Origin of the sequence: Kribbella deserti, assembly GCF_042434725.1 — a bacterium.
In the GTDB taxonomy this organism is placed as follows: domain Bacteria; phylum Actinomycetota; class Actinomycetes; order Propionibacteriales; family Kribbellaceae; genus Kribbella; species Kribbella deserti.
This window is the reverse complement of the sequence record NZ_JBHLTC010000028.1, coordinates 13,442-35,766: the sequence shown is the minus strand read 5'-3', so window position 1 is coordinate 35,766 and position 22,325 is coordinate 13,442. Positions and strand designations below refer to the sequence as shown.

General features: G+C 67.2%; 23 protein-coding genes. 14 read left to right on the top strand and 9 right to left on the bottom strand.

Annotation, left to right across the window (positions count from 1 at the left end; all coding sequences use genetic code 11):
• Positions 1-460: 460 nt before the first annotated feature.
• Positions 461-820, bottom strand: a complete 360-nt coding sequence (locus ACFFGN_RS20935) for a MerR family transcriptional regulator (protein WP_380050294.1) — start codon at positions 818-820, stop codon at positions 461-463.
• A 112-nt stretch (positions 821-932) separates the two neighbouring features.
• Here ACFFGN_RS20935 and ACFFGN_RS20930 point away from each other — a divergent pair, with 112 nt between their 5' ends.
• The 4 genes from ACFFGN_RS20930 to ACFFGN_RS20915 are packed head-to-tail and all read left to right on the top strand — an operon-like array spanning position 933 to position 2,912.
• Positions 933-1,646, top strand: coding sequence for a DsbA family oxidoreductase (locus ACFFGN_RS20930; protein ID WP_380050291.1), 714 nt, complete (start codon positions 933-935; stop codon positions 1,644-1,646).
• Positions 1,643-2,125, top strand: a complete 483-nt coding sequence (locus ACFFGN_RS20925; RefSeq protein WP_380050288.1) for a deaminase — start codon at positions 1,643-1,645, stop codon at positions 2,123-2,125. The genes ACFFGN_RS20930 and ACFFGN_RS20925 overlap by 4 nt, the downstream gene beginning before the upstream one ends.
• Positions 2,126-2,148: 23 nt before the next feature.
• The gene (locus tag ACFFGN_RS20920; protein WP_380050286.1) at positions 2,149-2,469 is read left to right on the top strand and encodes a DMT family transporter; all 321 of its coding nucleotides are present in this window, start codon (positions 2,149-2,151) and stop codon (positions 2,467-2,469) included.
• 44 nt (positions 2,470-2,513) lie between these two features.
• Entirely contained in the window at positions 2,514-2,912 is a 399-nt protein-coding gene (locus ACFFGN_RS20915; protein WP_380050284.1) for a DMT family transporter, read from the top strand.
• 2 nt (positions 2,913-2,914) lie between these two features.
• Here ACFFGN_RS20915 and ACFFGN_RS20910 read toward each other — a convergent pair whose 3' ends face one another.
• The 4 genes from ACFFGN_RS20910 to ACFFGN_RS20895 all read right to left on the bottom strand — a co-directional run bounded on the left by ACFFGN_RS20910 (position 2,915) and on the right by ACFFGN_RS20895 (position 6,510).
• Entirely contained in the window at positions 2,915-4,129 is a 1,215-nt protein-coding gene (locus tag ACFFGN_RS20910; protein WP_380050281.1) for an SGNH/GDSL hydrolase family protein, read from the bottom strand.
• A 132-nt stretch (positions 4,130-4,261) separates the two neighbouring features.
• Entirely contained in the window at positions 4,262-4,918 is a 657-nt protein-coding gene (locus ACFFGN_RS20905) for an SRPBCC family protein (RefSeq protein WP_380050278.1), read from the bottom strand.
• On the bottom strand, positions 4,915-5,601 hold the full coding sequence (locus tag ACFFGN_RS20900; protein WP_380050275.1) for a helix-turn-helix domain-containing protein: 687 nt from the start codon (positions 5,599-5,601) through the stop codon (positions 4,915-4,917). The genes ACFFGN_RS20905 and ACFFGN_RS20900 overlap by 4 nt, the downstream gene beginning before the upstream one ends.
• Before the next feature lie 153 nt (positions 5,602-5,754).
• Positions 5,755-6,510 carry an AIM24 family protein gene (locus tag ACFFGN_RS20895; protein ID WP_380050272.1) on the bottom strand — a complete coding sequence of 252 codons (756 nt, stop codon included), beginning with the start codon at positions 6,508-6,510 and terminating at the stop codon, positions 5,755-5,757.
• Between the two features lie 111 nt (positions 6,511-6,621).
• Between ACFFGN_RS20895 and ACFFGN_RS20890 the strand changes: the two genes are divergently transcribed.
• The 9 genes from ACFFGN_RS20890 to ACFFGN_RS20850 all read left to right on the top strand — a co-directional run bounded on the left by ACFFGN_RS20890 (position 6,622) and on the right by ACFFGN_RS20850 (position 16,212).
• Entirely contained in the window at positions 6,622-7,527 is a 906-nt protein-coding gene (locus ACFFGN_RS20890) for a nucleotidyltransferase domain-containing protein (RefSeq protein ID WP_380050269.1), read from the top strand.
• Positions 7,524-8,297, top strand: coding sequence for a nucleotidyltransferase domain-containing protein (locus ACFFGN_RS20885; protein ID WP_380050266.1), 774 nt, complete (start codon positions 7,524-7,526; stop codon positions 8,295-8,297). The genes ACFFGN_RS20890 and ACFFGN_RS20885 overlap by 4 nt, the downstream gene beginning before the upstream one ends.
• Positions 8,298-8,463: 166 nt before the next feature.
• Complete coding sequence (locus ACFFGN_RS20880) at positions 8,464-10,578, top strand: alpha-galactosidase (RefSeq protein ID WP_380050263.1); 2,115 nt, start codon at positions 8,464-8,466, stop codon at positions 10,576-10,578.
• An 8-nt stretch (positions 10,579-10,586) separates the two neighbouring features.
• Entirely contained in the window at positions 10,587-11,477 is an 891-nt protein-coding gene (locus ACFFGN_RS20875) for a carbohydrate ABC transporter permease (protein WP_380050260.1), read from the top strand.
• Entirely contained in the window at positions 11,474-12,355 is an 882-nt protein-coding gene (locus ACFFGN_RS20870; protein WP_380050257.1) for a carbohydrate ABC transporter permease, read from the top strand. The genes ACFFGN_RS20875 and ACFFGN_RS20870 overlap by 4 nt, the downstream gene beginning before the upstream one ends.
• Positions 12,356-12,363: 8 nt before the next feature.
• Positions 12,364-13,719 (top strand): ABC transporter substrate-binding protein, encoded by a 1,356-nt coding sequence (locus tag ACFFGN_RS20865; protein WP_380050254.1) that lies wholly within the window; start codon positions 12,364-12,366, stop codon positions 13,717-13,719.
• A gap of 144 nt (positions 13,720-13,863) precedes the next feature.
• Entirely contained in the window at positions 13,864-14,328 is a 465-nt protein-coding gene (locus ACFFGN_RS20860; RefSeq protein ID WP_380050251.1) for a DUF1707 SHOCT-like domain-containing protein, read from the top strand.
• Positions 14,325-14,738 (top strand): hypothetical protein, encoded by a 414-nt coding sequence (locus ACFFGN_RS20855; protein WP_380050248.1) that lies wholly within the window; start codon positions 14,325-14,327, stop codon positions 14,736-14,738. Before ACFFGN_RS20860 ends, ACFFGN_RS20855 begins: the two co-directional genes overlap by 4 nt.
• Positions 14,731-16,212 (top strand): multicopper oxidase family protein, encoded by a 1,482-nt coding sequence (locus ACFFGN_RS20850; protein ID WP_380050245.1) that lies wholly within the window; start codon positions 14,731-14,733, stop codon positions 16,210-16,212. Before ACFFGN_RS20855 ends, ACFFGN_RS20850 begins: the two co-directional genes overlap by 8 nt.
• Before the next feature lie 2 nt (positions 16,213-16,214).
• Here the strand turns inward: ACFFGN_RS20850 and ACFFGN_RS20845 are convergent, their stop codons facing one another.
• From ACFFGN_RS20845 to ACFFGN_RS20830, 4 genes are all read right to left on the bottom strand, one after another.
• Positions 16,215-16,469: a hypothetical protein gene (locus ACFFGN_RS20845; RefSeq protein WP_380050242.1), complete on the bottom strand. Its 255-nt coding sequence runs from the start codon at positions 16,467-16,469 to the stop codon at positions 16,215-16,217.
• Between the two features lie 87 nt (positions 16,470-16,556).
• Positions 16,557-17,672, bottom strand: a complete 1,116-nt coding sequence (locus ACFFGN_RS20840) for a sulfite oxidase (RefSeq protein WP_380050239.1) — start codon at positions 17,670-17,672, stop codon at positions 16,557-16,559.
• Between the two features lie 51 nt (positions 17,673-17,723).
• Positions 17,724-18,458 carry an EamA family transporter gene (locus ACFFGN_RS20835; RefSeq protein WP_380050680.1) on the bottom strand — a complete coding sequence of 245 codons (735 nt, stop codon included), beginning with the start codon at positions 18,456-18,458 and terminating at the stop codon, positions 17,724-17,726.
• A 1,671-nt stretch (positions 18,459-20,129) separates the two neighbouring features.
• A complete protein-coding gene (locus tag ACFFGN_RS20830) occupies positions 20,130-20,792 on the bottom strand; it encodes a TetR/AcrR family transcriptional regulator (protein ID WP_380050236.1) in 663 nt (220 codons plus the stop codon).
• A gap of 62 nt (positions 20,793-20,854) precedes the next feature.
• Between ACFFGN_RS20830 and ACFFGN_RS20825 the strand changes: the two genes are divergently transcribed.
• Positions 20,855-22,318 (top strand): flavin-containing monooxygenase, encoded by a 1,464-nt coding sequence (locus ACFFGN_RS20825; protein ID WP_380050233.1) that lies wholly within the window; start codon positions 20,855-20,857, stop codon positions 22,316-22,318.
• The last annotated feature ends 7 nt before the right edge of the window (positions 22,319-22,325 follow it).

Sequence of the window (22,325 nt, the reverse complement as noted above, 5' to 3'; positions counted from 1 at the left end):
CGACGAATGCAAAGGGTTGCTGCCCTGTCGCCTGCGTGTGCCGTCGACTGGTCACCGGTCTTCGCGAGTGGTCGCGTCCGCACGCGTCCACTCGAGGAAGGTGGCATGTGGCAGGCCGGGATCGGGCGTACCGCGCCACCGTGCAGCCTCCCGGGTGGGCGACGAGCCGCATTGGGGACACCTTGTGAGGGTCGAGCGCCTCAAACGGCGTCCTGGCAGGGTTTACAACGCCTGCCAGGAACCCGTTGCCCCTGCTGGCCCTCGATTTCCTTTGCTGGGACCGCGAACCCGAGCCCCGGCGGCCAAATGCGGCGGGCCACATCCCTCTTCCCACCCCGCTGCCCGTCTTGGTGAGTCTGCTGGACATTTTTTCGCCCTTGGCGGGTTCGGGCCGACGAGTGCAAGGGGTGGTGTCCGTCGACCTGTGCGGGCGAGTGGGTGAGTGTGGCCCGTCGGATGCTTAGGTGGGCTTGGGTTCTAGGGCGGTTTCGTGGCGGAGGGCTTGCAGGGTTTCGAGTTCGCGGTCCAGTTCGCGGCGTTTGGTTTCCAGGCGCTCTACCTCTTGGGCGAGTAGTTGTTCCATCACGCCGTTGCGCTCCTCCGGCGACGCTTCGAGGCAGGGCAGTAGCTCGTTGATGGTGGTGCTGCTCAAGCCCGCCGCGAATAGGTGCTGGATCATGACCACCCGCTCCACCATCGACGACTCGAAGTCGCGCCAGCCGCCGGGAGTGCGCTCGGACCGGATGAGCCCCTGCTCCTCGTAGTACCGCAGAGACCGGGTACTGACCCCTGTCGCCTCTGCCAGTTCGCCGATGCGCATGAGACCTCCTTCCGGCTGTTGGCTCGCCTCCATTCTTGCAGTTGACACCAATGTGAAGGTCCACGATCAAAGGGCCGCGCCCACCAGGGGCGCTCGTTACCCGGAGACCGTGATGAGTGTCCAGATCCACGTGTGGTCGGACTACGTCTGCCCGTTCTGCTTGATCGCCGACGAGCTGCTCGAACGCGCGCTCAGCGATCGGCCGGACGTCAAGGTCGTACACCGGCCGTTCGAACTCCGTCCGCATCCGACTCCCACGCTGCGGCCGGAGGACCCGTACCTGCCGGGCATCTGGCAGATCGGGGTGTATCCGATGGCCCGCCGCTACGAGGTGCCGCTGAGCCTGCCGAGCATCTCGCCCCAGCCGTACACCGAGCTGGCCTTCCGCGGTGCGCAGTACGCCGCCGGCCAGGGGCTCGCTCAGGCCTATCACCGTCGCATGCTGACGGCGTTCTTCCGCGAGAACCTCGACATCGGCGACCGCGCTGTGCTGGCTCGTCTGGCCGGGGAGATCGGCCTCGACCGGGCCGCTTACACCGCCGCCCTCGACGACCAGGAGTACGCCGATCGGCACCGCCACGCCTTGGCCGTATCAGCCCGCGCAGGGATCACCGTCGTACCCACGATCATCGTCGCCCCTCGCCGTACCAAGGGCCTGGCCACGCGGCGCATCGAAGGCGCGCCCCGACGCGCCGGACGCGTCCCGCACCGGCGCGAAGCCGGAGGCGTCCCGCGCCGGCGCGTCGAAGGCGGCGCTCGGCGGATCGAGGGTGTCGCGAGCGAAGGGGTGATCCGGCGGGCGCTGGCCGAGGCGGCCGCCGCATGACCGCCGCTACGGATGGGCTGCGGGCTTTGATGGCTGACGCGGTGGAGTTCAGCGTGCGTCATGTTGAGTCCGGCGGAATCCCCTTTGTCGGCTTGGTTGTTGCCGGCGATGGGTGGGTGCCCGGCCCTGGCGTGAACCTCGTTCGCGAGACCGGCGATCCGACGGCTCATGCGGAGATCGTGGCCATTCGGGAGGCCGTCGAGACTCGCGGTGCCGACGGGCTGGAGGGCAGCATGTTGCTTGCGACGGGTGAGCCCTGCGCCCTGTGCTACCGGGTGGCGGCGGGCCATGGCATCGCCGCCGTTCACTTCGCCGTCGATCGGAACACCGCGGCCGAGTTCGGGTTCGACTACCGCGCGAGCTACCTGGCCGACGGCACCGACCGGCTCCCGCTCGCGGCGACGGCCCGGCACCTACCGGTCGATCGGGGCCTGGAGCCGTTCACGCGGTATCTGCAGCGCTCTCACATCCATTTCTGACCTGCCTAGTAAAGGACATCACCATGCATTGGCTCTATCTCGGCATAGCCGTCGTCTTCGAGATCGCGGTGGCCATCGCCGCCGGTAAGGCTCAGGGGTTCACCCGAGCCGGCTGGACCGCAGCGACCCTCGTCAGCGGCGGTATCGCCACCTACTTCCTCAGCCTGGCGCTGCTCACGTTCGACGTTGGTGTCGGTTACGCCATCTGGACCTCCGTCGCGGGGGTCGGAATCGTGGTACTCGGCGTCCTCCTGTTCGGGCAGCGCCTCGGCTGGCGCAAGTTCCTCGGCATTGCCGCCGTCATCGTCGGCGTGGTCGGCCTCCAGTTGAGCGGAGCCGTCTGATGCCTGAAACCCAGTCCAACCCCCGCAACGACCTAGGACCCGCCATGACCACCCCAACCACCCACCAGACCACCAGCAACCGCAGCGCCAGCAACAACCGCAGCGACCGAGCACGGGCCTGGCTCGTGCTCGGTCTCGCCGGGGCCTTCGAAGTCGGCTACGCCCTCTCCGTCGGAGGCAGCGAAGGTTTCACCGTGCTGTCGTGGTCCCTCGTCGCGGTGGTCTTCTTCTTGTTGACCCTCTTTGCGCTCAGCGTCGCGCTGCGCACGATCGATGTCGGCATCGGGTACGCCGTTTGGGCCGGCATCGGGGCCGTCGGCGCCGCGCTCCTCGGCCCACTCTTCTTCGACGAATCCCTCACCGCGGCCAAGGCATTCTGGCTTGCGGTGATCATCGGCGGCGTGGTCTGGCTCAAACTGGCCGACCGTCCCGAGGTGGGCTAGGCCTACGACAAGCCCATGCGGGGTTCGCCGTTGGTGAGGCCGGTACCGGCGATTGAGCAGGTGCCGCCGCGGGGTGCGCCGGCGTTGTAGACCTGACGAACGCAGTTGCGCAGCGCGAGCTGGCCCCAGTAGTTCGGGTGCAGCGACTCCTGGATGTAGTAGTTCGAGCCGACCGTGGTGACCGTACGGATCTGGTTGATCCATTCGGTGCGGTCCACCGCCGTCGGCTGGGTCCACGAGGACAGGCCCACCTCTTCGTACAGGCCGACCGTGTTCTCGCAGAGGCGGCGGCCGTTGAAGGCGGAGGCCAGTTCGAGCGTACGGATACCCGCGATGCCCGAGTCGGTGATGGCGGCACGAACCGTCGCGTTGATCGTGGTGAGGGCGGTGGTGTTCGCCCAGTTCGCGTCGGCGTTCCAGAAGCCGCAGCCGCCGACGCTCTGCCGGGTGAACCCGCTCTGGCCGTAGCGGAAGGCGCTCGCGGCCGGTAGCGGCGACGGGTACGTCTGTACGACCAGCGTCCAGGCGGTGTCGGCGTAACCCGCGTTGCGCATCGCCGTACGGATGTTCTGCAGGCCCGTCGCGATCCGGGCGCGTACGGCGGTGATGTTGGCGGCGGTGAAGTTGGCCGTGACCGAGGCGTCGTCCTGGCAGAGGTTCGGGTTCCACGACGGCGAGGTGAGGAAGTTCGTCACGCAGGTGGCCATCACGTCGGCGAATCCGAAGTCGTTGCCGCCGATCGAGGCGACCACCATCTTCACGTTGTGCGTCGTCGCGAACTGTTGCAGCGCCTTCGCCTGACCGATCCGGCCCGCGCCGTTGTCGAAGAAGTCGAGACCGGGCTTGAACAGATCACCCGAGGTGGTCATCGCGCGGGCGCCGGAACAGGCCAGGTTGAGGCCGTTGACGCCGCCGCCGATGAAGATCTCGGCAGACTTGCTGCGGTGGCAGCGTTCGATGGCCTCGCCGGTTCCGGCGGCGTTGTCGTGATACGCGTGCGCGCCGAGGGCGTCGGCCGGGGCCTCGGACTGGTTCGAGCTACCGGCCCAGCGACCGGCTTCACCGGAGATATACGAGTCACCGACGCTCACGACGTACGGCGCTCCGGAGCCGGGTCCGTCGGCTTGAGCGGCCGGAGCCGCTTGAGCTGGTGGTGGGACCAGCAGGGCGAGCAAGGTCGCAGAGGTGACACTGAGGGACAACAGGCTTCGGCGCATGGCACGGCCTTCCGTGGGCGGGTGGTGGCCGCCCCCGAGCCCCGTCGCAGCCACCGCGGTGGCCGGAATCTACCGCCGCGTAGTGACGCGACGGTAGACCCTACGTGCACAACCGAATACCTAGCGTTCCTGCTACTTCTTCCAGTACGGCGCCCAGCGCGCGTCGATCTCGTCCGGGTCGACGCCGTACAAGGTCAGCACGGCCATCGAGGCACCCTCGGGCTTTGCGTCCGACGGCGGAATGTGGCTCAGGACGAGGAGGCCGTCGCCCCAGCCTTCAACGGTCAGACCCAGCTGGTGCTCCGAGCGGAACCACACTTCGCCGCGCAGCTTCTCGCCGAGGACCTCGGCCTCGTACGACGTACCTGGCTCTCCCGAGACGTCCGCCGTGGGCAGTGGCGTCGTACCGGAGTAGAACAGCGTGCGGCGGGCGTCGGCCGGGTGACGCTCGACGGCGAACTTGAGCTGCTGGACGAACGTGATCCAGCCTTCGGTGATGTCGTCGTAGTACGGCTCCCACTGGGGATCGTCGCTGTGCGGGCCGCGGGTGAGCACTACCCGCGTGCCGCCATCGACCTCGCTGAGCTCGAACCGGTCGCCGCCTTGCACCTCCAGCGTGTGGTCGTCGGTCGATTCGGTGTAGGCGGTGAAGTAGATCAGGTCGATCTCGGCCTCAAGGCCTTCGAACTCCCAGCCATGCCAATGCCGGATCTTGTCCTTCTCGCGCAATGCGGCCCACACGGCCTCGACCGGCGCGGCGACGGTTACCTCGATACGTGGCGTGTTCACGATGCATCTCCTTGCGGGGGAAGTGGCTCAATGGGACCAGCGGTGGAAGGTTGCTCGGTGGGACCAGCGGTGGAAGGTTGCTCGGGCGGGCCGGCGGTGGAAGGCGGGCCGGCGGGGCGGGGGAATCCGCCTGCGATCAGGCGGTACGGCCGGCCGCCTTCGGCGTCGAAGTCCTCGACCGTACGGCGCACGGCCTCGGTGAGGGCGTCAGTGAAACGGTGCAGGTCGCCCGGTTCGGCGAAGCGCACTTCGGCCTCCAGGGTGAACGTCAGCAGGCGCTGCCCGGCCTCGGCCGCCTTGCCCTGCATGCGGGCCACCTCGCGCACGGTGCTCGCGGCCGTCTCGACGAGGTGCTCGGCGGCGTACTGGTCGTGGAGCCGGGTGAAGGCGCGTTCCTCGCCGGTGGTCATCACCGCCGGGTCGACCACGATCGCCGCGGAGGTCGCCCGGAATAGGCGCTCGACGAACCCGCGGCGTTGCCGTTCCTCGGCCAGCTCGACCAGGCCGGCCTTTTCGAGCTCCTTGAGGTGGTAGTTCACCCGCTGCCGGGGCAGGTCCAACGTCTGGGCGAGCTGACTGGCCGACGCCGGCTCCTGCAACAACCCGAGCAGCTGGCGTCGCAACGGCGAGAGGGCGGCCCGGACCTGCTCGGGCTCCTCGAGGTACCTGATGCGTTCTGTCACGAGCTCTACTGTCCTATTGACAAATGAATTTGTCAAGAAGCGATCCGGGCCGGCTCTCCACGGAGGAGAACCGGCCCGAATCAGCGAGCACTGAGGCAGTAAGCGCTCAGGTGGCGCGGGTGCACGAAGTGGCCGCTGGTGAAACGGGTGGGGTCAGCGGCCGCCGAGCAGACCGCCGAGCATGCCGCCGACGCCGTCCTGGCCGGCCTGCTGGCCCTGACCGGCACCGCCGATGAAGCCACCGGGCGGCTGTTCGGACGGCTGGACCACAACAAAGCCCTGACCGGCGAAGCTCATCGTGAAGCCCTCCCCGGTCGTACGGCCGAGCAGCGTGCCGAGGCCGAGCGTTTCCGCGCGCTGGTACCCGGTCTGCAGGCTGGTCGACCAGCAGACGGCGGACTGCGGGTCGGCGAACGTCGGCTGGTCCACCGACAGCACGACCGGCGTACCTGCGCAGGTGATCGCGATCCGGCCCTGGCCGCTGAAGTTGCAGTTGAACAGGCCCGCGTTCGACATCATGCCGGCGCCCTGGACCATCTTGATGTCCCAGCTGAGCGTCGGTTCGAAGGCGAGCACGTTGGCGCCGTTGATGCTGAGGCCGTCGTGCGGTCCCTCCAGATCGATCAGGTAGATGTCCGCGGCGCGATCGGCGAGGAACACGTCGCCCTGGCCGCGCATCTTCATCAGCGGAATGCCCTCGCCGGTGAGCTTGCTCTTCAGGAACTTGCCGATCCCGCCCGCACCCTGTGCCTCGAACTGCACATTGCCCTGATAGGCGACCATGGCGCCCTGTCGCGCGAAGACCTCGCCGCGCAGCTCGACCTTGAGCAGCTTCGAGTTCTGCAGTCGCAGGCCGGCCTGGGCCGACTCCTGCTCCTGGTTGGATGCGGCGAAAAGCTCACTTCGCATCAGACTTCCCCTCCCTGTTGGTGATCCAGCCGTAAGTACAGACGCACGCCAGGGGGTCGTCCGTTCCCACCCGCCGACCGCGTGACCTGCGCCTTCCGGCAGCATGACGCCATGTCCGCTGCCACGCCAGAACTCGCGCCGGGAACCCAGGTGGTTCTCCGTGCCGCGGCCGGCCCGATCCCCGCCGGCGCGACCGGCCGGGTCACCGGTCTCGGCTCCGACGGCCGCTACCAGGTACGGCTCGTTGACGACCGCGAGGTGGTCTGTGAGCGGAACCAACTCGCGCTGCGTACGGCGTACCAGAGCGAGCAGATCGCTGTCGCGGCGGTGGACGGGGCGACGCTGGTCCGCGAGCACACCGTGTACGCCGCGATCGTCGGTTCGCGGGCCTTCGGCCTGGACACGGAGAGCTCGGACACCGATACCCGAGGCGTGTACGTCGCTCCGACCGAGGCCTTCTGGTCGTTCGCGAAGCCGCCGACGCATGTCGAGGGACCTGCGGACGAGTGGTTCTCGTGGGAGGTCGAGCGGTTCTGCGAGCTGGCGCTCAAGGCCAATCCGAACATGCTTGAGGTGCTGCATTCACCCTTGGTCGTCCGGCAGACGCCGATCGGCACCGAGCTGGTCGAACTGCGGGACGCCTTCCTCTCGCAATTGGCCTACCAGACGTACTCCGGCTATGTGCTGAGCCAATTCAAGAAGCTCGAGGCGGACTTCCGCCGGGACGGCCGGCCGAAGTGGAAACACGCCATGCACCTGATCCGGTTGTTGCTGGCGGCCCGTACTTTGCTGCACGAGGGCCAGCTCACGATCGACGCCGGCCCGCACCGCGACCGCCTGCTCGCCTTGAGGGCCGGGGAGCTGCCGTGGGACGAGGTCGAGCGCTGGCGCCTGAGCCTGCACGCCGACCTGGAGCAGGCTCTCACCACGACTTCGTTGCCCGAGGTGCCCGATGTGGCTCGCGTCAACGCCTGGCTTTACACCGTCCGCGCGCGCAACTTGGAGGACCGGCGATGACCCGGGACATGACCGAACTCGACTTCGCCGAACTCCGCGACATCATCGCGGACCAGCCGTATCGCTTACTGTTCGCAACAGTCTCCGGTGCGCACTTGTATGGCTTCCCCAGTCGGGACTCCGATGTCGACCTGCGCGGCGTGCACGTGTTGCCGCTCGCCGAAGTGGTTGGCCTGCAGGCCGGCCCGGAGACGCTCGACCGGACGTGGTTCCAGAATGAGGCTGAGGTCGATCTGGTCAGCCACGACTTCGCCAAGTTCGCGCGGCTGTTGCTACGCCGCAACGGTTACGTATTGGAGCAGGTGCTTTCGCCGTTGGTCGTTGCCTCCAGCCCGCATCATGAGGAACTAGTTGCCTTGACTCCGGGATGTCTGACCAAGTGGCACTCGCATCACTACCGCGGCTTCGGCCGGAACCAGTGGGATCTGTTCGGCAAGAGTGGTGAACTCAAGCCGTTGCTCTACACGTTCCGTGTGCTGCTGACGGGGATCCACCTGCTGCGATCGGGTGAGGTGCAGGCGGATCTGCGTCAGCTCGTGTCGTTGCCGGAGGCACCTGACTATCTGCCGGAGTTGATGGCGGTGAAGATTGAGGCCGAGCACGGCAGTCTCAAGGACTTGGTCATCCCGCCGGCCGCCGAGGTGCTGGAGGTGGATTACGCCCGGTTGCAGCAGGCGCTGGAGGACGGCGAGGCCACCTCGATCCTGCCGGATCAGCCCTCGGCGGCAGCTGCGTTGCACGACTTGCTGGTCCGGGTGCGGCTGGCCTGACACAAGGCAACGCCGTCGCGGCTCGGCGCGATCGCGTGACCTCTTGTTTCACTCTCTGTGATCTGGCAGGCCAGCCTTCCTTAAGCTGGTCAAGGTATTGACAACCCGGCGGTGGGGACGAAATTGTCCTTACCTAGGTGTCAACAGAAAGAAGAGTGAATCAACAGTGTCGAACATTGACCTGCTGCACTTCCGCGCCGCCGGGGTGAGCCTGGTGCTCGACTGCGGCGGGCCGACGCTGCCCGTGGTGGTGCACTGGGGTGCTGACCTCGGCGAGCTGGACCTGCCGGAACTGCGCCGTGGTGCCGGTATCGCCCCGCCGGGCACCGGCCTGGACGTGAACCCGCCGGTCGCGGTGATTCCGCAGTACTCGTCGGGCTGGTTCGGATTGCCGGGGCTGACCGGTCACCGGGATGGTCGCGACTTCTCCGCCGCCTTCGTCCGGACGAGTGCCGCCCTGACCGGCGAGAACGCCGTGCGGGTCGAGGCCGCCGACGAGACGGCCGGACTGACACTGACGATCGATCTCGAACTCACGCCGTCCGGTCTGGTCCGCGCGAAGGCCCGGGTCACGAACGCGGGCGCGTCGGCGTACACGGTGGATGGGCTGCGGATCGCGCTGCCGGTGCCGACCGAGGCCACCGAGTTGTTCGACATGACCGGCAGGTGGGCGGGCGAGCGGGCGCCGCAGCGGCACGCCTTTACGCACGGCGCGCATGTGCGGGACAGCCGTCGCGGCCGGACCGGCGCCGACGCGACGTTGCTGCTGTACGCCGGTGAGCGCGGGTTCGGGTTCAACTCCGGCGAGGTGTGGGGTATTCACACCGCATGGAGCGGCAACCACACGACGTACGCCGAACGCGGGCAGACCGGCTTCGGCGTGATCGGTGGCGGCGAGCTGCTCCTGCCCGGCGAAGGCCGGCTCGAGGCGGGGGAGTCGTACAAAACGCCCTGGATCTTCGGCAGCTACGGCATCGGTCTGGACCAGGCGTCCGCCCGGTTCCACGAGTACCTTCGCGCGCGGCCGAACCACCCGCACAGCGACCGGCCCGTCGTGCTGAACACCTGGGAAGCGGTCTACTTCGATCACGACCTCGAGCGGTTGAAGGCGATCGCCGACGCGGCCGCGGAGGTTGGTGCCGAGCGGTTCGTACTGGACGACGGCTGGTTCAACGGCCGTCGCGACGACACCGCCGGACTGGGCGACTGGTACGTCGATGCCGACGTCTGGCCGGACGGCCTGCACCCGTTGATCGCGCACGTCACCAAGCTGGGCCTGCAGTTCGGCCTCTGGTTCGAACCCGAGATGGTCAACCCGGACTCGGAGCTGGCCCGGAACCATCCCGACTGGATTCTTGCCACCGGCAACCGGATGCCGCCGGCCGCGCGGCATCAGCAGGTGCTCAACCTCGGTATTCCCGAGGCCTACGACTATCTGCTCGAGCGGCTCAACTCGCTGCTGGCGGAGTATCCCGACATCGCCTACCTCAAGTGGGATCACAACCGCGATCTCGTTGATGCGGGCAACCAACTGACCGGCCGCCCGGGTGTGCATGTGCAGACGCAGCAGATCTACCGCCTGCTGGACGAACTGCGTGAGCGTCATCCCGGCCTGGAGATCGAGTCCTGCTCGTCCGGTGGTGCCCGGGTGGATCTCGGCATTCTCGAACACACCGACCGGGTCTGGGGCAGTGACAACAACGACGCCCTCGAACGGCAGCGCATCCAGCGCTACACCCAGCTGTTGCTGCCGCCCGAGTTGATCGGCTGCCACGTCGGCCCGCCGACCTCGCACAGCAGCGGCCGGACCCAGGCACTGGCCTTCCGCGCGATCACCGCGATGTTCGGTCACTTCGGGATCGAGTGGGACATCAGTGCGGCGTCCGCCGAAGAGCGGGCCGAGCTGGCAGGCTGGGTCAAGCTGCACAAGGAACTACGCCCGCTGCTGCACACGGGCCGGGTAGTCCGGGCCGACCGCGGCCAGGACGAGTTCTGGCTGCATGGTGTGGTGGCGCAGGACGGCTCACGCGCCGTCTTCGCCGCGGTGCAGTTGGCCCAGTCGATCACCTCCGACCTGGGCCGCGTCCGCATTCCCGGACTGGTGCCCGACCGGCGCTACCGGGTGACACGAATGGACACGCCCGGCAAGCAACTGCGCGCCGCCGACTGGATGCGCGAGGCCGTCGAGCTGAACGGCACCGCCCTCGCCGCGGTCGGCGTGCAGATCCCCGCGCAGTGGCCCGAGAACGCGATTCTGCTGGACATCCGCTCCCTCGACTAGGAGGCCCGGTGACCGCCAAGGCGAGCACCCGACGGTACGGCGACCTCAAGGTGGCCGCGATCTTCCTGTTCCCGGCCACCATCGGCTTCGTGGTCTTCTACATCTGGCCGACGCTGCGTGGCGCGTACCTGAGTTTCACCGAATACAGCCTGCTCACGCCGCCGAAGTTCAACGGCCTGGACAACTACGAGCGCATGCTGCACGACAGCTTCTTCTGGAACGCGCTGCTGGTCACCGTCGAGTACGTCGTGATCAACATCGGGTTGCAGACCGTGCTGGCGGTCGCGATCGCGATGCTGATGTTCCGGCTGACCAAGTCGATTGTTGTCCGGGGCATCATCTTGATGCCGTACCTGATCGCGAACGTGGTGGTCGCGCTGGTCTGGTTCTGGATGCTCGACTACCAGATCGGCATCGTGAACCAGTTGCTGACCTGGGTCGGTATCGATCCGATCGCCTTCTTCGGCGAATCGATCTGGGGTATTCCGACCATTGCCCTGATCAACGTCTGGCGGCACATGGGCTACACCGCGCTGCTGGTCTTCGCCGGCCTGCAGACGATTCCGTCGTACGTGTACGAGGCCGCCGAGGTGGATGGCGCTTCGGAGTGGAGCACCTTTCGGCGCATCACCCTGCCGCTGCTCCGGCCGGTGCTGGTGATGGTGCTGGTGGTCACGATGATCGGCTCGTTCCAGATCTTCGACACGGTCGCGGTGACCACCCAGGGCGGTCCGATCAACGCCACGCGCGTTCTCTACTACTACATCTACGAACGGGCGTTCGCCCGGTTCGACTTCGGTTACGCCTCCGCGATGGCGATGGTGCTGTTCGCGATTCTCGCGGTGGTCTCGTTGCTCCAGCTCCGGCTGCTGCGGGCCAAGGAGAGTGATCTGGCATGAGGGAACGGATCAACCCCGGCCGGGTGGTCGCGTGGGCTCTGCTGATCGCCTTGATGCTGGTGACGCTCTTCCCGTTCTACTGGATGCTGCGTACGGCGCTGTCGAACAACCTGGCCCTGTTCGGCAATCCGGGATCGCTGTTGCCGGTGGAGACCACACTGGGCGCGTTCAAGCGGGTGCTCGGGCTGGCCACGGTCGAGGAGGCCCAGGCCCAAGGTGGTAGTGGTGCCTCGGTCAACTTCTGGCTGTACCTGCGGAACTCGTTGGTGGTGGCAACAGTCACGACCGTGTGCCAGGTCTTCTTCAGCGCGATGGCGGCCTACGCCTTCGCCCGGTTGCGCTGGCCCGGCCGGGACAAGGTGTTCGCGTTGTTCCTTGCGGCGTTGATGGTGCCGCCGATCTTCAGCACGCTGCCGAACTTCGTACTGATCAAGAACCTTGGTCTGCTGAACAGCTTCGCCGGCATCATCTTGCCGAGCGCGTTCATGACGCCGTTCGCGATCTTCTTCCTGCGCCAGTTCTTCATCACGATCAACCGCGAGCTGGAGGAGGCCGCGATGATCGACGGAGCGGGCCATCCCCGGATCTTCTTCGGGCTGATCCTGCCGATGAGCGCGGCGCCGATCACCACGCTCGCGATCCTGACCTACATCACCTCGTGGAACGACTACTTCTGGCCGTTGCTGGTCGGGCAGCAGGAGAACGTGCGCGTCCTGACCGTTGCCCTGGGCATCTTCCGGTCGCAGACGCCGCAGGGTTCACCGGACTGGGCCGGGTTGATGGCGGCGACGCTGGTGGCGGCGCTGCCGATCCTGATCCTGTTCCTGCTGTTCGCGAAGCGGATCACCAACTCCATCGGTTTCTCCGGGATCAAGTGAGGTTCGAGATGTCCATCTCACGTCGTTCATTCCTGGCCGGTGCCGCCGGTCTGGCCGCCGCGGCCGTGGCCGGCTGCAACAACGGGGTCGCGAACCGCCCGGCCGGAGAGGTCTCGTACTGGTTGTGGGACGCCGCGCAGCTGCCGATGTACCTCGAATGCGCGAAGGCCTTCCGGCAGAAGTTCCCGCAGTACTCGGTGAAGATCGAGCAGTTCGGCTGGAATGACTACTGGTCCAACCTGGTCACCGGCTTCATCTCCGGGACCGCGCCGGACGTGTTCACCTCGCACTCCGCGCGGTACCCCTTGTTCGCCTCGAAGGACCAGTTGCTGGCGATCGACGAGCTGATCGATCGTGACGGGCTCGACCTGGACATCTACCAAGACGGCTTGGCCGAGCGCTGGATCGGCGACGACGGCCGGCGTTACGGACTGCCGAAGGACTGGGACACCGAGGCGTACTTCTACAACAGCGCGATGACCGCCGATGCGGGGATCAGCGCGGAGCAGCTCAACTCGATGACCTGGAACCCGAAGGACGGCGGTACGTTCGAGCAGATCGTCCGGCGGTTGACGGTGGACAGCAAGGGCCGTCGCGGGGACCAGCCCGGGTTCGACAAGAACTACGTCAAGACGTACGGCCTCGGCTTCAGCGACGGCGGTGACTCCGACGGCCAGACCAGCTGGAGCTGGTACGCAGCCACCAACGGCTGGACGTACAGCGAGGGGAAGCCGTGGGGTACGAAGTTCTTCTACGGTGATGCCAAGTTCACCGAGACGATCGCGTGGTACCGCAGCCTGATCACCAAGGGCTACATGCCGACCCTCGCGCAGGCAAAGTCCGGTGTCGGCATCACCGAGGCCTTCGGCGCCGGCAAGTACGCCATCACACCGAACGGCTCCTGGATGCTCGGCGTGTACGCCGGACTCGGCAAGGTGAAAACCAAGCTCGCGCGGTTGCCGGAAGGCCCGAACGGCAAGCGGATGTCGATGATGAACGGCCTGGCCGACTCGATCTGGGCCGGAACCGATCGCAAGGACGCCGCCTGGGCGTGGGTGAGCTTCCTCGGGTCGAAGGAGGCGCAGGACATCGTCGCGAAGGCCGCCGTGGTCTTCCCGGCGGTCAAGGCCTGTATGCCGGCCGCCCAGCAGGCCTTCACGGCCGACGGCTGGGACATCACGCCGTTCCTCGAACCGGTCCAGGCGGGCGCCACCTTCGCCTACCCCGCCAATCCGAACGCGGCCGACGTCTCCTCGGTGATGAAACCCGCGATGGACTCGGTCATGGCCTTCGAAACCGATCCAGCCGACCTGGTCGAAGCCAACAACAACGTCAACCGCATCCTCGCCGCCGCCTCCTCCTGAGCCCGCCAGCTCCTCACCTTCGTCGCAAAGAAGGGCCGTGTACTCCCTGGGGAGTAGGTGGTGAGCCGCCGCCGGGACGACGCGGGGAGGAGCCCTGGCGGGACACGATCGTCGTAGTCAGTTCGACGACGATCGAGGAGTGTCATGAGCGGCAACGAGAATGACCGGCCGGACGCGGTCCGGGTCGGGGACCAGGAGCGGGAGGAAGCGATCCGGCGGTTGGGCCGGCACTACGAGGCGGGCCGGCTGACCGCGGAGGAACACGCCGAGCGGATCGACGAAGCCCTGAAGGCGAAGACCGGGGCCGATCTCAAGGCGTTGTTCACCGACCTGCCGGACGAGTCACCCCCTGGTGGTACGCCTCCGCGGGAGGAGAAGGAAGGCCTTGGTGGTTGGGCCGGTCGTAGCGGTTCGCCGTGGGCCGGCCGCCGACGGGGTCTGCCCGGGCCGGTGATCGCGGCGTTGATCGGGTTCGCCTTGCTGGCGTCGATCGCGTGCGCGGTGGTGGGCGGACATCCTCCGGTGCCGTTGTTCCTGGCGCTGGTGATCGGCGCAGTCGTGTTCTCCCAGCGCAAGAACCGGCGCGAGGCGCAAGGTAGGCGCGCGTGAGAGCGGCGTACCGGGTCCTGGCCCTGCTGACCGCCGTCGGCGTGGTCATCCAGGTGGCGGCGATCGGCCTCGACGGGTTCATGCTCAACAGCGACGCTCGGGACGGTGTCACGGTCGACTCGTCGTACAGCAATCTCGGCCAGTCGATTCACCAGCTGAACGGCAACATCCTCGCGGTCGTTGTACTCGCACTGCTGGTGGTGTCGTTCTTCGCGGACGTGCCGAGCGGTCGCAAGCTGGCTGCCGTCGTGTTCGGCCTGGTCGTACTTCAGATCGCCCTGGCCGTGCTTGCCTCGGGAGCACCCGTTCTTGGCATCCTGCACGGGATCAACGGCCTTGCGATCGCCGGAGTCGCCAGCATGGCTGCGAGGCGGGCCAGCAATGCACCGGCCCTTGCGACCAGTGGCTGAGGCACCTCGGCGGAAACGCCGGCGCACGCTGGTCGCCCTTGGGTCGGCCCTCGCGGTGTTGTCGCCGCTGGCCTACCTCTGGGCGACCAGCCTGGTCCCGGGGGAGTACTCGGCAATGGAGATGGGGTACGTCGACAACGGTGGCGGTCCCGCGCACGCGGGCGACCACCAGGAACACGGGCAGCACGGGAGGAGCGTCGCGGAGCTGCGCGGGCCGGACGGCAAGCCCGACGTGGACGTCACCGTGACCGCTCGCAAGGAGAAGTTCACGCTCGCGAGCGGCCAAACCGTCGACGGTTTCACCCTGAACGGGAGCTCCCCAGGACCGGCGATTCGCGCGCGGCTGGGCGATCTCGTCCAGGTCACCCTGGTCAACGAGTCGGTCCCCGAAGGCGCGACCCTGCACTGGCACGGGATAGACGTACCGAACGCCGAGGACGGGGTGGCCGGCGTGACTCAGGATTCGGTTGCCCCCGGCAAGCGTCATACTTATCGCTTCCGGGCGGAACAAGCCGGGACGTACTGGTATCACTCGCACCAGGTCTCCAGCGAGCAGGTGCGTGACGGCCTGTTCGGTACCATCGTGATCGACGGACCGGCTCCGGTACGGGACGTGATCGCCGCCATTCACACGTACGACGACCGGCGCAGCATCAACGGTCATACCGGGCAGTCCCGGCTGGAGCTGCCCGCTGGTACGAAGGTGCGCGTTCGCGTGATCAACACGGACAACGCCGTCATCCGGACCGGTCTCGCCGGTGCGACGTACCGCGTGGTGGCAGTCGACGGCCGGGAACTGCGCGGGCCTACGCCGGTATCGGGCGCGGGCTATCTGCTACCCGCGGGCGGTCGCGTCGACTTGGCGGCGGTGGTCCCGTCGGACGGCTCGGCCTTGCGGCTCGACGCGGGTAGTGCCGCCACCTCGTTGCTGATCGGCCCGCGGGATTCGCGAGTGCCGGCGGTGGGATTGTCCGCGGAGAACGTGGACCTGCTGTCGTACGGGACGCCCGCGGGAGACTTGGGGTTCGACCCGGAGCGGGCGGATCGGCGGTTCGAGTACCGGATCGGAAGGCGGCCGGGTTTTCTCGACGGTAAGCCCGGACTGTGGTGGACGATCAACGGCAAGCTGATGCCCGACGTGCCGATGTACATGGTGAGTGAGGGGGATGTGGTCCGGATGCGGATCACCAACACCAGTGGGCAGGCGCACCCGATGCACCTGCACGGTCATCATGCGATCGTGCTGAGCCGTGACGGCGTGGCCTCGTCCGGAAGTCCCTGGTGGACCGACACGTTGGAGGTCGGAGACGGCGAGACGTACGAGATCGCCTTCCTGGCCGACAACCCGGGCATCTGGATGGACCACTGCCACAACCTGCCGCACGCCAAGGAAGGCCTGATGACCCATTTGGCGTACACCGGAGTGACCACGCCGTACCGGATCGGAGGTCAGCACCACAACGAGCCGGAATAACGTCATCCGGTCAGTGTCCAGGTTTCGCTCAGGCGGTACAGGCGCTCCGCCTGAGCGGCGGCCATTCGCTCGCAGGCGGCGTCGATGGCCGCGCGCTGGGAGCAGAAGTAGCCGTACCAGTAGGGATCATCCGGCTGCGGATCATCCAGGTCGTCGATGTCGACGTACCAGGCCGCGCCGGGTGGCGCCTGGGTCCGGCGGAACACTCGTGCATGCAGGTGGATACCGACTGCCAGATCCGTGTCCAAGGAGTTCATCGCCCGCGTCCCGTGTGAGAAATCGTGCGTCGTCCTTTTCTCATCATGGAACCGCCAGTACCCCGATTCGCGATACGACACGCGGGATCAGTCGAGCACGACCACCGGGATGCGGTGCGCGCTGTTGTTGGCGAAGCCGCCGCGGTTCCACGCGGCCTGCAACGGTTGCAGCCGCCCGCTCTTGTCGTGCGCGCGGGCGGTCAGCTCGTACTCACCCGGTGTTGCCGTCCACTCGTACGAGAAACCACGCCAGGCGAACTCGTTGCCATCAGCATCGACTTCCGGAGCCGGGTCCAGCTGCGCCTGATGCCAGTTGGTCCCGCCGTCGGTGCTGATCTCGACCCGGTCCACCGGCGCCCAGCCGGACCACGCCCGCCCGCGTAACTCGACCGGACCGGGCTTCACGAACCGCGCCCGGCTCATGAAGTCCGGATGGCCCGGCGGTATCAGCAAGGCCCGCGGTTCGATCCGGGTCACCGGCACGCCCGGTTCCTCCGCCGTACGCCGCAGCCGGTAGGCCACCGCGTTCTGGTAGCCGGTGAACTCGTGGTCGATCACCTCGATCGAGCGCAACCACTTCACGCTGGCCATTCCGTACCAGCCGGGAACCACCAGGCGGAGGGGATACCCGTGCTGTGGCGGCAGCGGTTCGCCGTTCATCTCCCAGGCGACGATCGCGCCTGCTTCGGCCGCCTCGGTGAGGGAAAGCCCGCGCTGGTAGTCCTGTTCGACACCCCGCTCGAACCCGTGATCCGCCCCGGTGAAGACGACGTTCACCCCGTCCGGCCGTACGCCGGCGAGATCGAGCAGCGCGGCCAGCGGTACGCCGGTCCACTCCGCCGTACCGACGGCCTCCACCAGCCAGGGCTGGCTGATCGGCCGTGGGTCCTGCCGCGCACGGCCGTTGCCCGCGCATTCCAGCGTGACCCGCACGGTCTGCCGGGACATCGCCCGCAATTCGGTCAGACCGATCGACAATGGTTGCTCGACGCAACCACCAAGTTCCAGCCGCCAGGTCGAGGCGTCCGCCGCGGGAATGTCGTAGTGCACCAGGATGTAGTGCAACCCGGTCGGCGTCAGGTCGTACCGCAAAGCCTCCAGCGGCATACCGTGATTACGCGCGGCGAGTCCCAGTTCATCCAGCGTCACCCCCTCGCCCTGCTCGGCGACGCGTGACGCGGTACTGAAGGTCTCGACGGACATGGCGGCCCCCTTGATGATCCGGCTGTCCAACCACCCTAAAGCCGATCGGCCTCAGAGGTCTCGTAGTTCCGAACGAGAGGTCCGGGTGACCGCGATCGACGCGATGACCACGCAGGCCATTCCCGCGATCTGGACGGCGTCGAGGCGCTGACTGAGCACAAGCAATCCCGCGAGGGCGCCGACGGCCGGTTCGAGGCTCATGAGGATGCCGAAGACGGCCGGGTTCATCCGCCGCAATGCCAGCGTCTCGAGCGAATAGGGCAGTACCGACGACAGTACGGCGATCGCGCCACCGAGCGCGAGGTAGTGCCAGTGCAGCAGGTCTGTCCCGCTCGTGCCGATGCCGATCGGGGTGACGATGATGCTGCTCACCACCATCGCCAACGCAAGACCGTCGAGCTGATCGAACCGCCGGCCGGTCTCCGCACTCAACAAGATGTACGCCGCCCAAAGCACCCCGGCCATCGCGGCGAATCCCACCCCGAGCCAATCAACTTCCGCCAGGTCATGCCCGTTCACCAGTACGACGCCAACCGCCGCGGCGGCCACCGCGACGAAGTCCCGCCGGCGCCTCGACATCACCGCCGCGAGCCCCAACGGCCCGATGAACTCGATCGTGACGGCAACCCCGAGGGGGAGACGTTCCAGGGAGAGGTAGAACGAGAGATTCATCAGCCCAAGGACGGTGCCGAAGGCAACTACCGCCAGAAGGTCGTGGCGTGTTCTGTTGCGCAAGGTGGGACGGGCGATCAGCAGGAGGATCGGAACAGCCAGCAACAACCGCATCGTCACGGTTCCAGCCGGCCCAATATCCTGAATCAGCTTGGCCGCCAACGCCCCGCCAAACTGAACCGAAACCACCCCGCCCAAAACCAACCCCGCCGGCGGCACCCTCCTCATCACCCCACCCATCCCACCACACCCCCAACCGAGGCCAGGCCTGCCGTCGGGTGTCCACGGCCTGCCGCCAGGTACCACGGGTGCCACGGTGTTGCGTTGCCAGTTCCCACCCGCGTTGGCGTCGATTGGTGTGTATTCGCTCGGCCTTGGGTACGGCGGCCCGCTGGGGCCGGTGACGTGGGCGGACGAATTCGGGCGAGTCGTCGTCTTCGCCTGCCCTGGGAGCTCCGAAGCCGGGAGGGGGTTCCGGTGGTCACCCGTCCCCCTGAGTCTTTCGAATTGTCAGGTGGACCCGGGACGCGTCAAGGGTTGAGATCGGCTTCGCCGACGCGTGCGCGCCCTTGACGCGTCCCGGGTCCACCAAGGGCGGCGGGCTATCAGGGGGACGGGTGGGGTGTGGCCGGTTGCGTCGGGTGGATCCCGTGGAGGCCTGGCCGGTTGCGCCGATGCGACGGATGCCGCTGGATCGTCATGTCTGGCGGCCATCCGAGACCTTGCGCCCGTCCGATCCCCGCCCGTCCAATCCGCGCCCGTCCGATCCGCGCCTGACCAATCCGCGCCTGGCCGGTCCGCGCCTGGCCGGTCCGCGCCGGGCTGATCCGCGCCCGGTCCGCGCCCGACCGATCCGCGCCGGTCCGCGCCCGCCCGGTCCGTGCCCGGCCGATCCCCGCCCGGGGTGCTGCGGTGACCGGGCTCTGAGGGTGGCTGGCCACTCGCGTGGTGGGTTACCACTCCGGAATTCGAGGTGGTAACCCACCGGCGGGATGGCTGGCCACTCCCAGGAACTGCCTTTGGGCGGCGGCGATGGCCTTTGGTCGCAGGATGGGTCGGCCGTCGGCGTTGATGAGCCCGGATAGCCGTGCGGTGGAGTCTGGACGGGCGCTGCGGAGCTCGAGGTGATGCGATATTCGACGGGTAAGCCGACGGACGGGCGCGATGTAGGTGGTTTGGGTCGCGTGGGTGCCGGCTTCGCGGGCGGCTACCGGGTTTTCGCGCGGCTACCGGGATTTGGTGGCTCCGCTGCCGAGTTGTTTGACCGCTACCCGGTTGCAGCCGGGTAGTCGTACCAAAAGTCGGCAGTCGGTCCGGCTGGCCCGCCATCCGGTCCCCTGGACCGCCAGTGGACTCGTTTGACCGCAGGCCGGTCCTTATGGACCACCAGTTGGCCCCGTACCACCTGATCGAATGACGATGGACCCGGCGCGGAGCGTGCGGACATCCCAAACCCGGCCAGACTCCACCCGTCCCCCTGACAGCTGCCACCTTTGGTCGGTTCGGGCCGGGTCAAGGGCGCGCACGCGTCGGCGCAGCCGATCTCGACCCTTGACGCGGCCCGGACCGACCTGACAATTCGCAAGACTCAGGGGGACGGGTGCCACGGTTCCACCGGCTCCTGTGGATCGGCGACCACAGCGGGCCGCCGTACGGAGGGGCGAGCGAATGCAGACCAACCAACGCCGGCGTTGGTGGAGGGGACGCGCTAGCGGTGAGGGAAGGGCGGGCGCCAGCGGTGGTGGAGGGAAGCCTCCAGCGGTGGTGGAGGGGCGGTCGCCGGCGTTAGGGCCAGGTTTGGCCGGATTGCAGGGAATTTAGGCCTACCCAGAGGAGGCCCATGAGGGTGGTGGCTAGTTTTTCGGGGGGTGGGCCGCCGCCGGTTCGGGTTCGCCAGATGGCTAGGCGTTCGGTGGCGCCGGAGATGGATTGGGCGACGATTTGTACTTCCTCGTCGTCGTACGGGGAGTCGGCCGGTTGGTTGAGGCGGACCATTGCGGCGATGAGGTTGACGAAGTCCGTGCGTACCTCGTCGGCCGCTTCCGCCGCTGGGCCGTCAGTGAGCATGCCTTCGTCGACCATGACCGCCCAGGCTCGCGGATGATCGTCCAGGAAGGTGAACCACGCGACCAATCCGGCGTACATCGCCTTTTCGGTGTCGGGCGCGGTCATGATCTCCTCGGACACGTACTCCAGTAGTTGCGCGCGAAGCCGCGACAAGGTGGCGACGAACAGCCCGTCCTTGGAGCCGTAGTACTGGTAGACCAGCGGCTTCGAGACGCCGGCGGCGGCCGCGACGTCGTCCATCGAGGTGCTCTGGTAACCGCGTTCGCCGAAGATCTGCTCGGCCGCGTCGAGGATCTCCCGCTCTCGCGCCGCCCGATCCCGGCGCCGCGGCGCCGGCCGCCCATCGCTGGGAACGGCTGGGGTGGAGGTGGTCGAGGTCACTTGCGGAGTCTAACTGACTCCCGGTAACTTACTCCAAGTAAGTTCGCTGAACAGGAGGCGGCATGACCAGCACTCATCACCGCGTGATCGTGGCCGGCACGGGTTTTGCCGGTATCGGCATGGCCGTCCGGTTGAAGCAGTCCGGCTACCACGACTTCGTGGTGCTCGAACGGGCCGAGGAGGTCGGCGGCACCTGGCGGGACAACACCTATCCGGGTTGCCGGTGCGACGTGCCTTCGCATCTGTACAGCTTCTCGTTCGCGCCGAATCCCGAGTGGTCGTCGACGTTCTCCCCGCAGCCTGAGATCGAGGCCTACCTGCAGAAGGTGACCGACGACTTCGGCGTCCGGCCGCACATCCGGTTCGGGCATGCCCTCGAGGCGGCGCATTGGGATGAGGACAAGCGGATCTGGCGCGTCGTCACCTCGCAGGGTGAATTGACCGCCGACGTTCTGGTTTCCGGCATGGGCGGACTGGCCGAGCCGTCGTACCCGAAGATGCCGGGCATCGAGACCTTCGAGGGCGCGGTCTTCCACTCCGCCGAGTGGGACCACTCGCAGGACCTGAGCGGGCGCAAGGTGGCGGTGATCGGGACGGGCGCTTCGGCGATCCAGTTCGTGCCGGCGATTCAGCCCGAGGTGGAGGAGTTGCACCTGTTCCAGCGCACGCCTCCCTGGGTCATGCCGCGGCCGGATCGCCAGATCAGTAAGGTCGAGAAGGCGATCTTCCGGCGTTTTCCTCTTGCGCAGAAGGCGGTTCGCGGCGGTATCTACTGGTCGCGCGAGGCCTTGGTGCTCGGTTTCACCAAAGCCCCGGCCCTGATGAAACAAGGCCAGCGAATCGCCGAGAAGCACCTCGAACGGCAGATCCGCGACCCCGAACTGCGGGCCAAGCTCACGCCCGACTTCACCCTCGGTTGCAAGCGCGTGCTGATCTCGGACGACTACTACCCGGCGCTGGCGCAGCCCAACGTCGAGGTGGTCACCGATGCGATCCGCGAGGTCACGCCGTCCGGGGTGATCACCGAGGGCGGCACCAAGCACGAGGTCGACACGATCATCTACGGCACGGGCTTCCGCGTCACCGACCTGCCGGTGATGGACATGCTGCACGGCCGTGGCGGTCAAACCCTGCGGGAGCGCTGGACCGCCGGGATGGAGGCCTATCTCGGTACGACGATCTCCGGCTTCCCGAACTTCTTCCTGCTCGTCGGTCCCAACACCGGCCTCGGGCACAGCTCGATGGTCTACATGATCGAGTCGCAGGTCGCGTACGTGCTCGACGCGATCAAGACGATGGACCGCAATCGGCTGGCCGAGGTGGACGTGAAGCCCGAGGTGCAAAGCCAGTTCGTTGACCAGGTCCGGTCGTCGATGAAGAACACCGTCTGGACCCGCGGCGGCTGCGTCAGCTGGTACCTCGATTCGCAGGGGCGCAACACCACGCTGTGGCCGTCGTTCACCTTCCGGTTCCGGGCGTTGACCAAGCGGTTCGAGCCGGCGGATTACCAGACTCTTCCTATGTGACATTCAG

What these genes read in the sequence shown, in the direction of transcription:
- ACFFGN_RS20895 (WP_380050272.1), bottom strand. Translation starts at nt 6,510, where the DNA reads ATGCGAAGTGAGCTTTTCGCCGCATCCAACCAGGAGCAGGAGTCGGCC.
- ACFFGN_RS20935 (WP_380050294.1), bottom strand. Translation starts at nt 820, where the DNA reads ATGCGCATCGGCGAACTGGCAGAGGCGACAGGGGTCAGTACCCGGTCT.
- ACFFGN_RS20870 (WP_380050257.1), top strand. Translation starts at nt 11,474, where the DNA reads ATGAGGGAACGGATCAACCCCGGCCGGGTGGTCGCGTGGGCTCTGCTG.
- ACFFGN_RS20860 (WP_380050251.1), top strand. Translation starts at nt 13,864, where the DNA reads ATGAGCGGCAACGAGAATGACCGGCCGGACGCGGTCCGGGTCGGGGAC.
- ACFFGN_RS20910 (WP_380050281.1), bottom strand. Translation starts at nt 4,129, where the DNA reads ATGCGCCGAAGCCTGTTGTCCCTCAGTGTCACCTCTGCGACCTTGCTC.
- ACFFGN_RS20865 (WP_380050254.1), top strand. Translation starts at nt 12,364, where the DNA reads ATGTCCATCTCACGTCGTTCATTCCTGGCCGGTGCCGCCGGTCTGGCC.
- ACFFGN_RS20920 (WP_380050286.1), top strand. Translation starts at nt 2,149, where the DNA reads ATGCATTGGCTCTATCTCGGCATAGCCGTCGTCTTCGAGATCGCGGTG.
- ACFFGN_RS20840 (WP_380050239.1), bottom strand. Translation starts at nt 17,672, where the DNA reads ATGTCCGTCGAGACCTTCAGTACCGCGTCACGCGTCGCCGAGCAGGGC.
- ACFFGN_RS20845 (WP_380050242.1), bottom strand. Translation starts at nt 16,469, where the DNA reads ATGAACTCCTTGGACACGGATCTGGCAGTCGGTATCCACCTGCATGCA.
- ACFFGN_RS20925 (WP_380050288.1), top strand. Translation starts at nt 1,643, where the DNA reads ATGACCGCCGCTACGGATGGGCTGCGGGCTTTGATGGCTGACGCGGTG.
- ACFFGN_RS20930 (WP_380050291.1), top strand. Translation starts at nt 933, where the DNA reads ATGAGTGTCCAGATCCACGTGTGGTCGGACTACGTCTGCCCGTTCTGC.
- ACFFGN_RS20825 (WP_380050233.1), top strand. Translation starts at nt 20,855, where the DNA reads ATGACCAGCACTCATCACCGCGTGATCGTGGCCGGCACGGGTTTTGCC.
- ACFFGN_RS20890 (WP_380050269.1), top strand. Translation starts at nt 6,622, where the DNA reads ATGTCCGCTGCCACGCCAGAACTCGCGCCGGGAACCCAGGTGGTTCTC.
- ACFFGN_RS20835 (WP_380050680.1), bottom strand. Translation starts at nt 18,458, where the DNA reads ATGCGGTTGTTGCTGGCTGTTCCGATCCTCCTGCTGATCGCCCGTCCC.
- ACFFGN_RS20885 (WP_380050266.1), top strand. Translation starts at nt 7,524, where the DNA reads ATGACCCGGGACATGACCGAACTCGACTTCGCCGAACTCCGCGACATC.
- ACFFGN_RS20915 (WP_380050284.1), top strand. Translation starts at nt 2,514, where the DNA reads ATGACCACCCCAACCACCCACCAGACCACCAGCAACCGCAGCGCCAGC.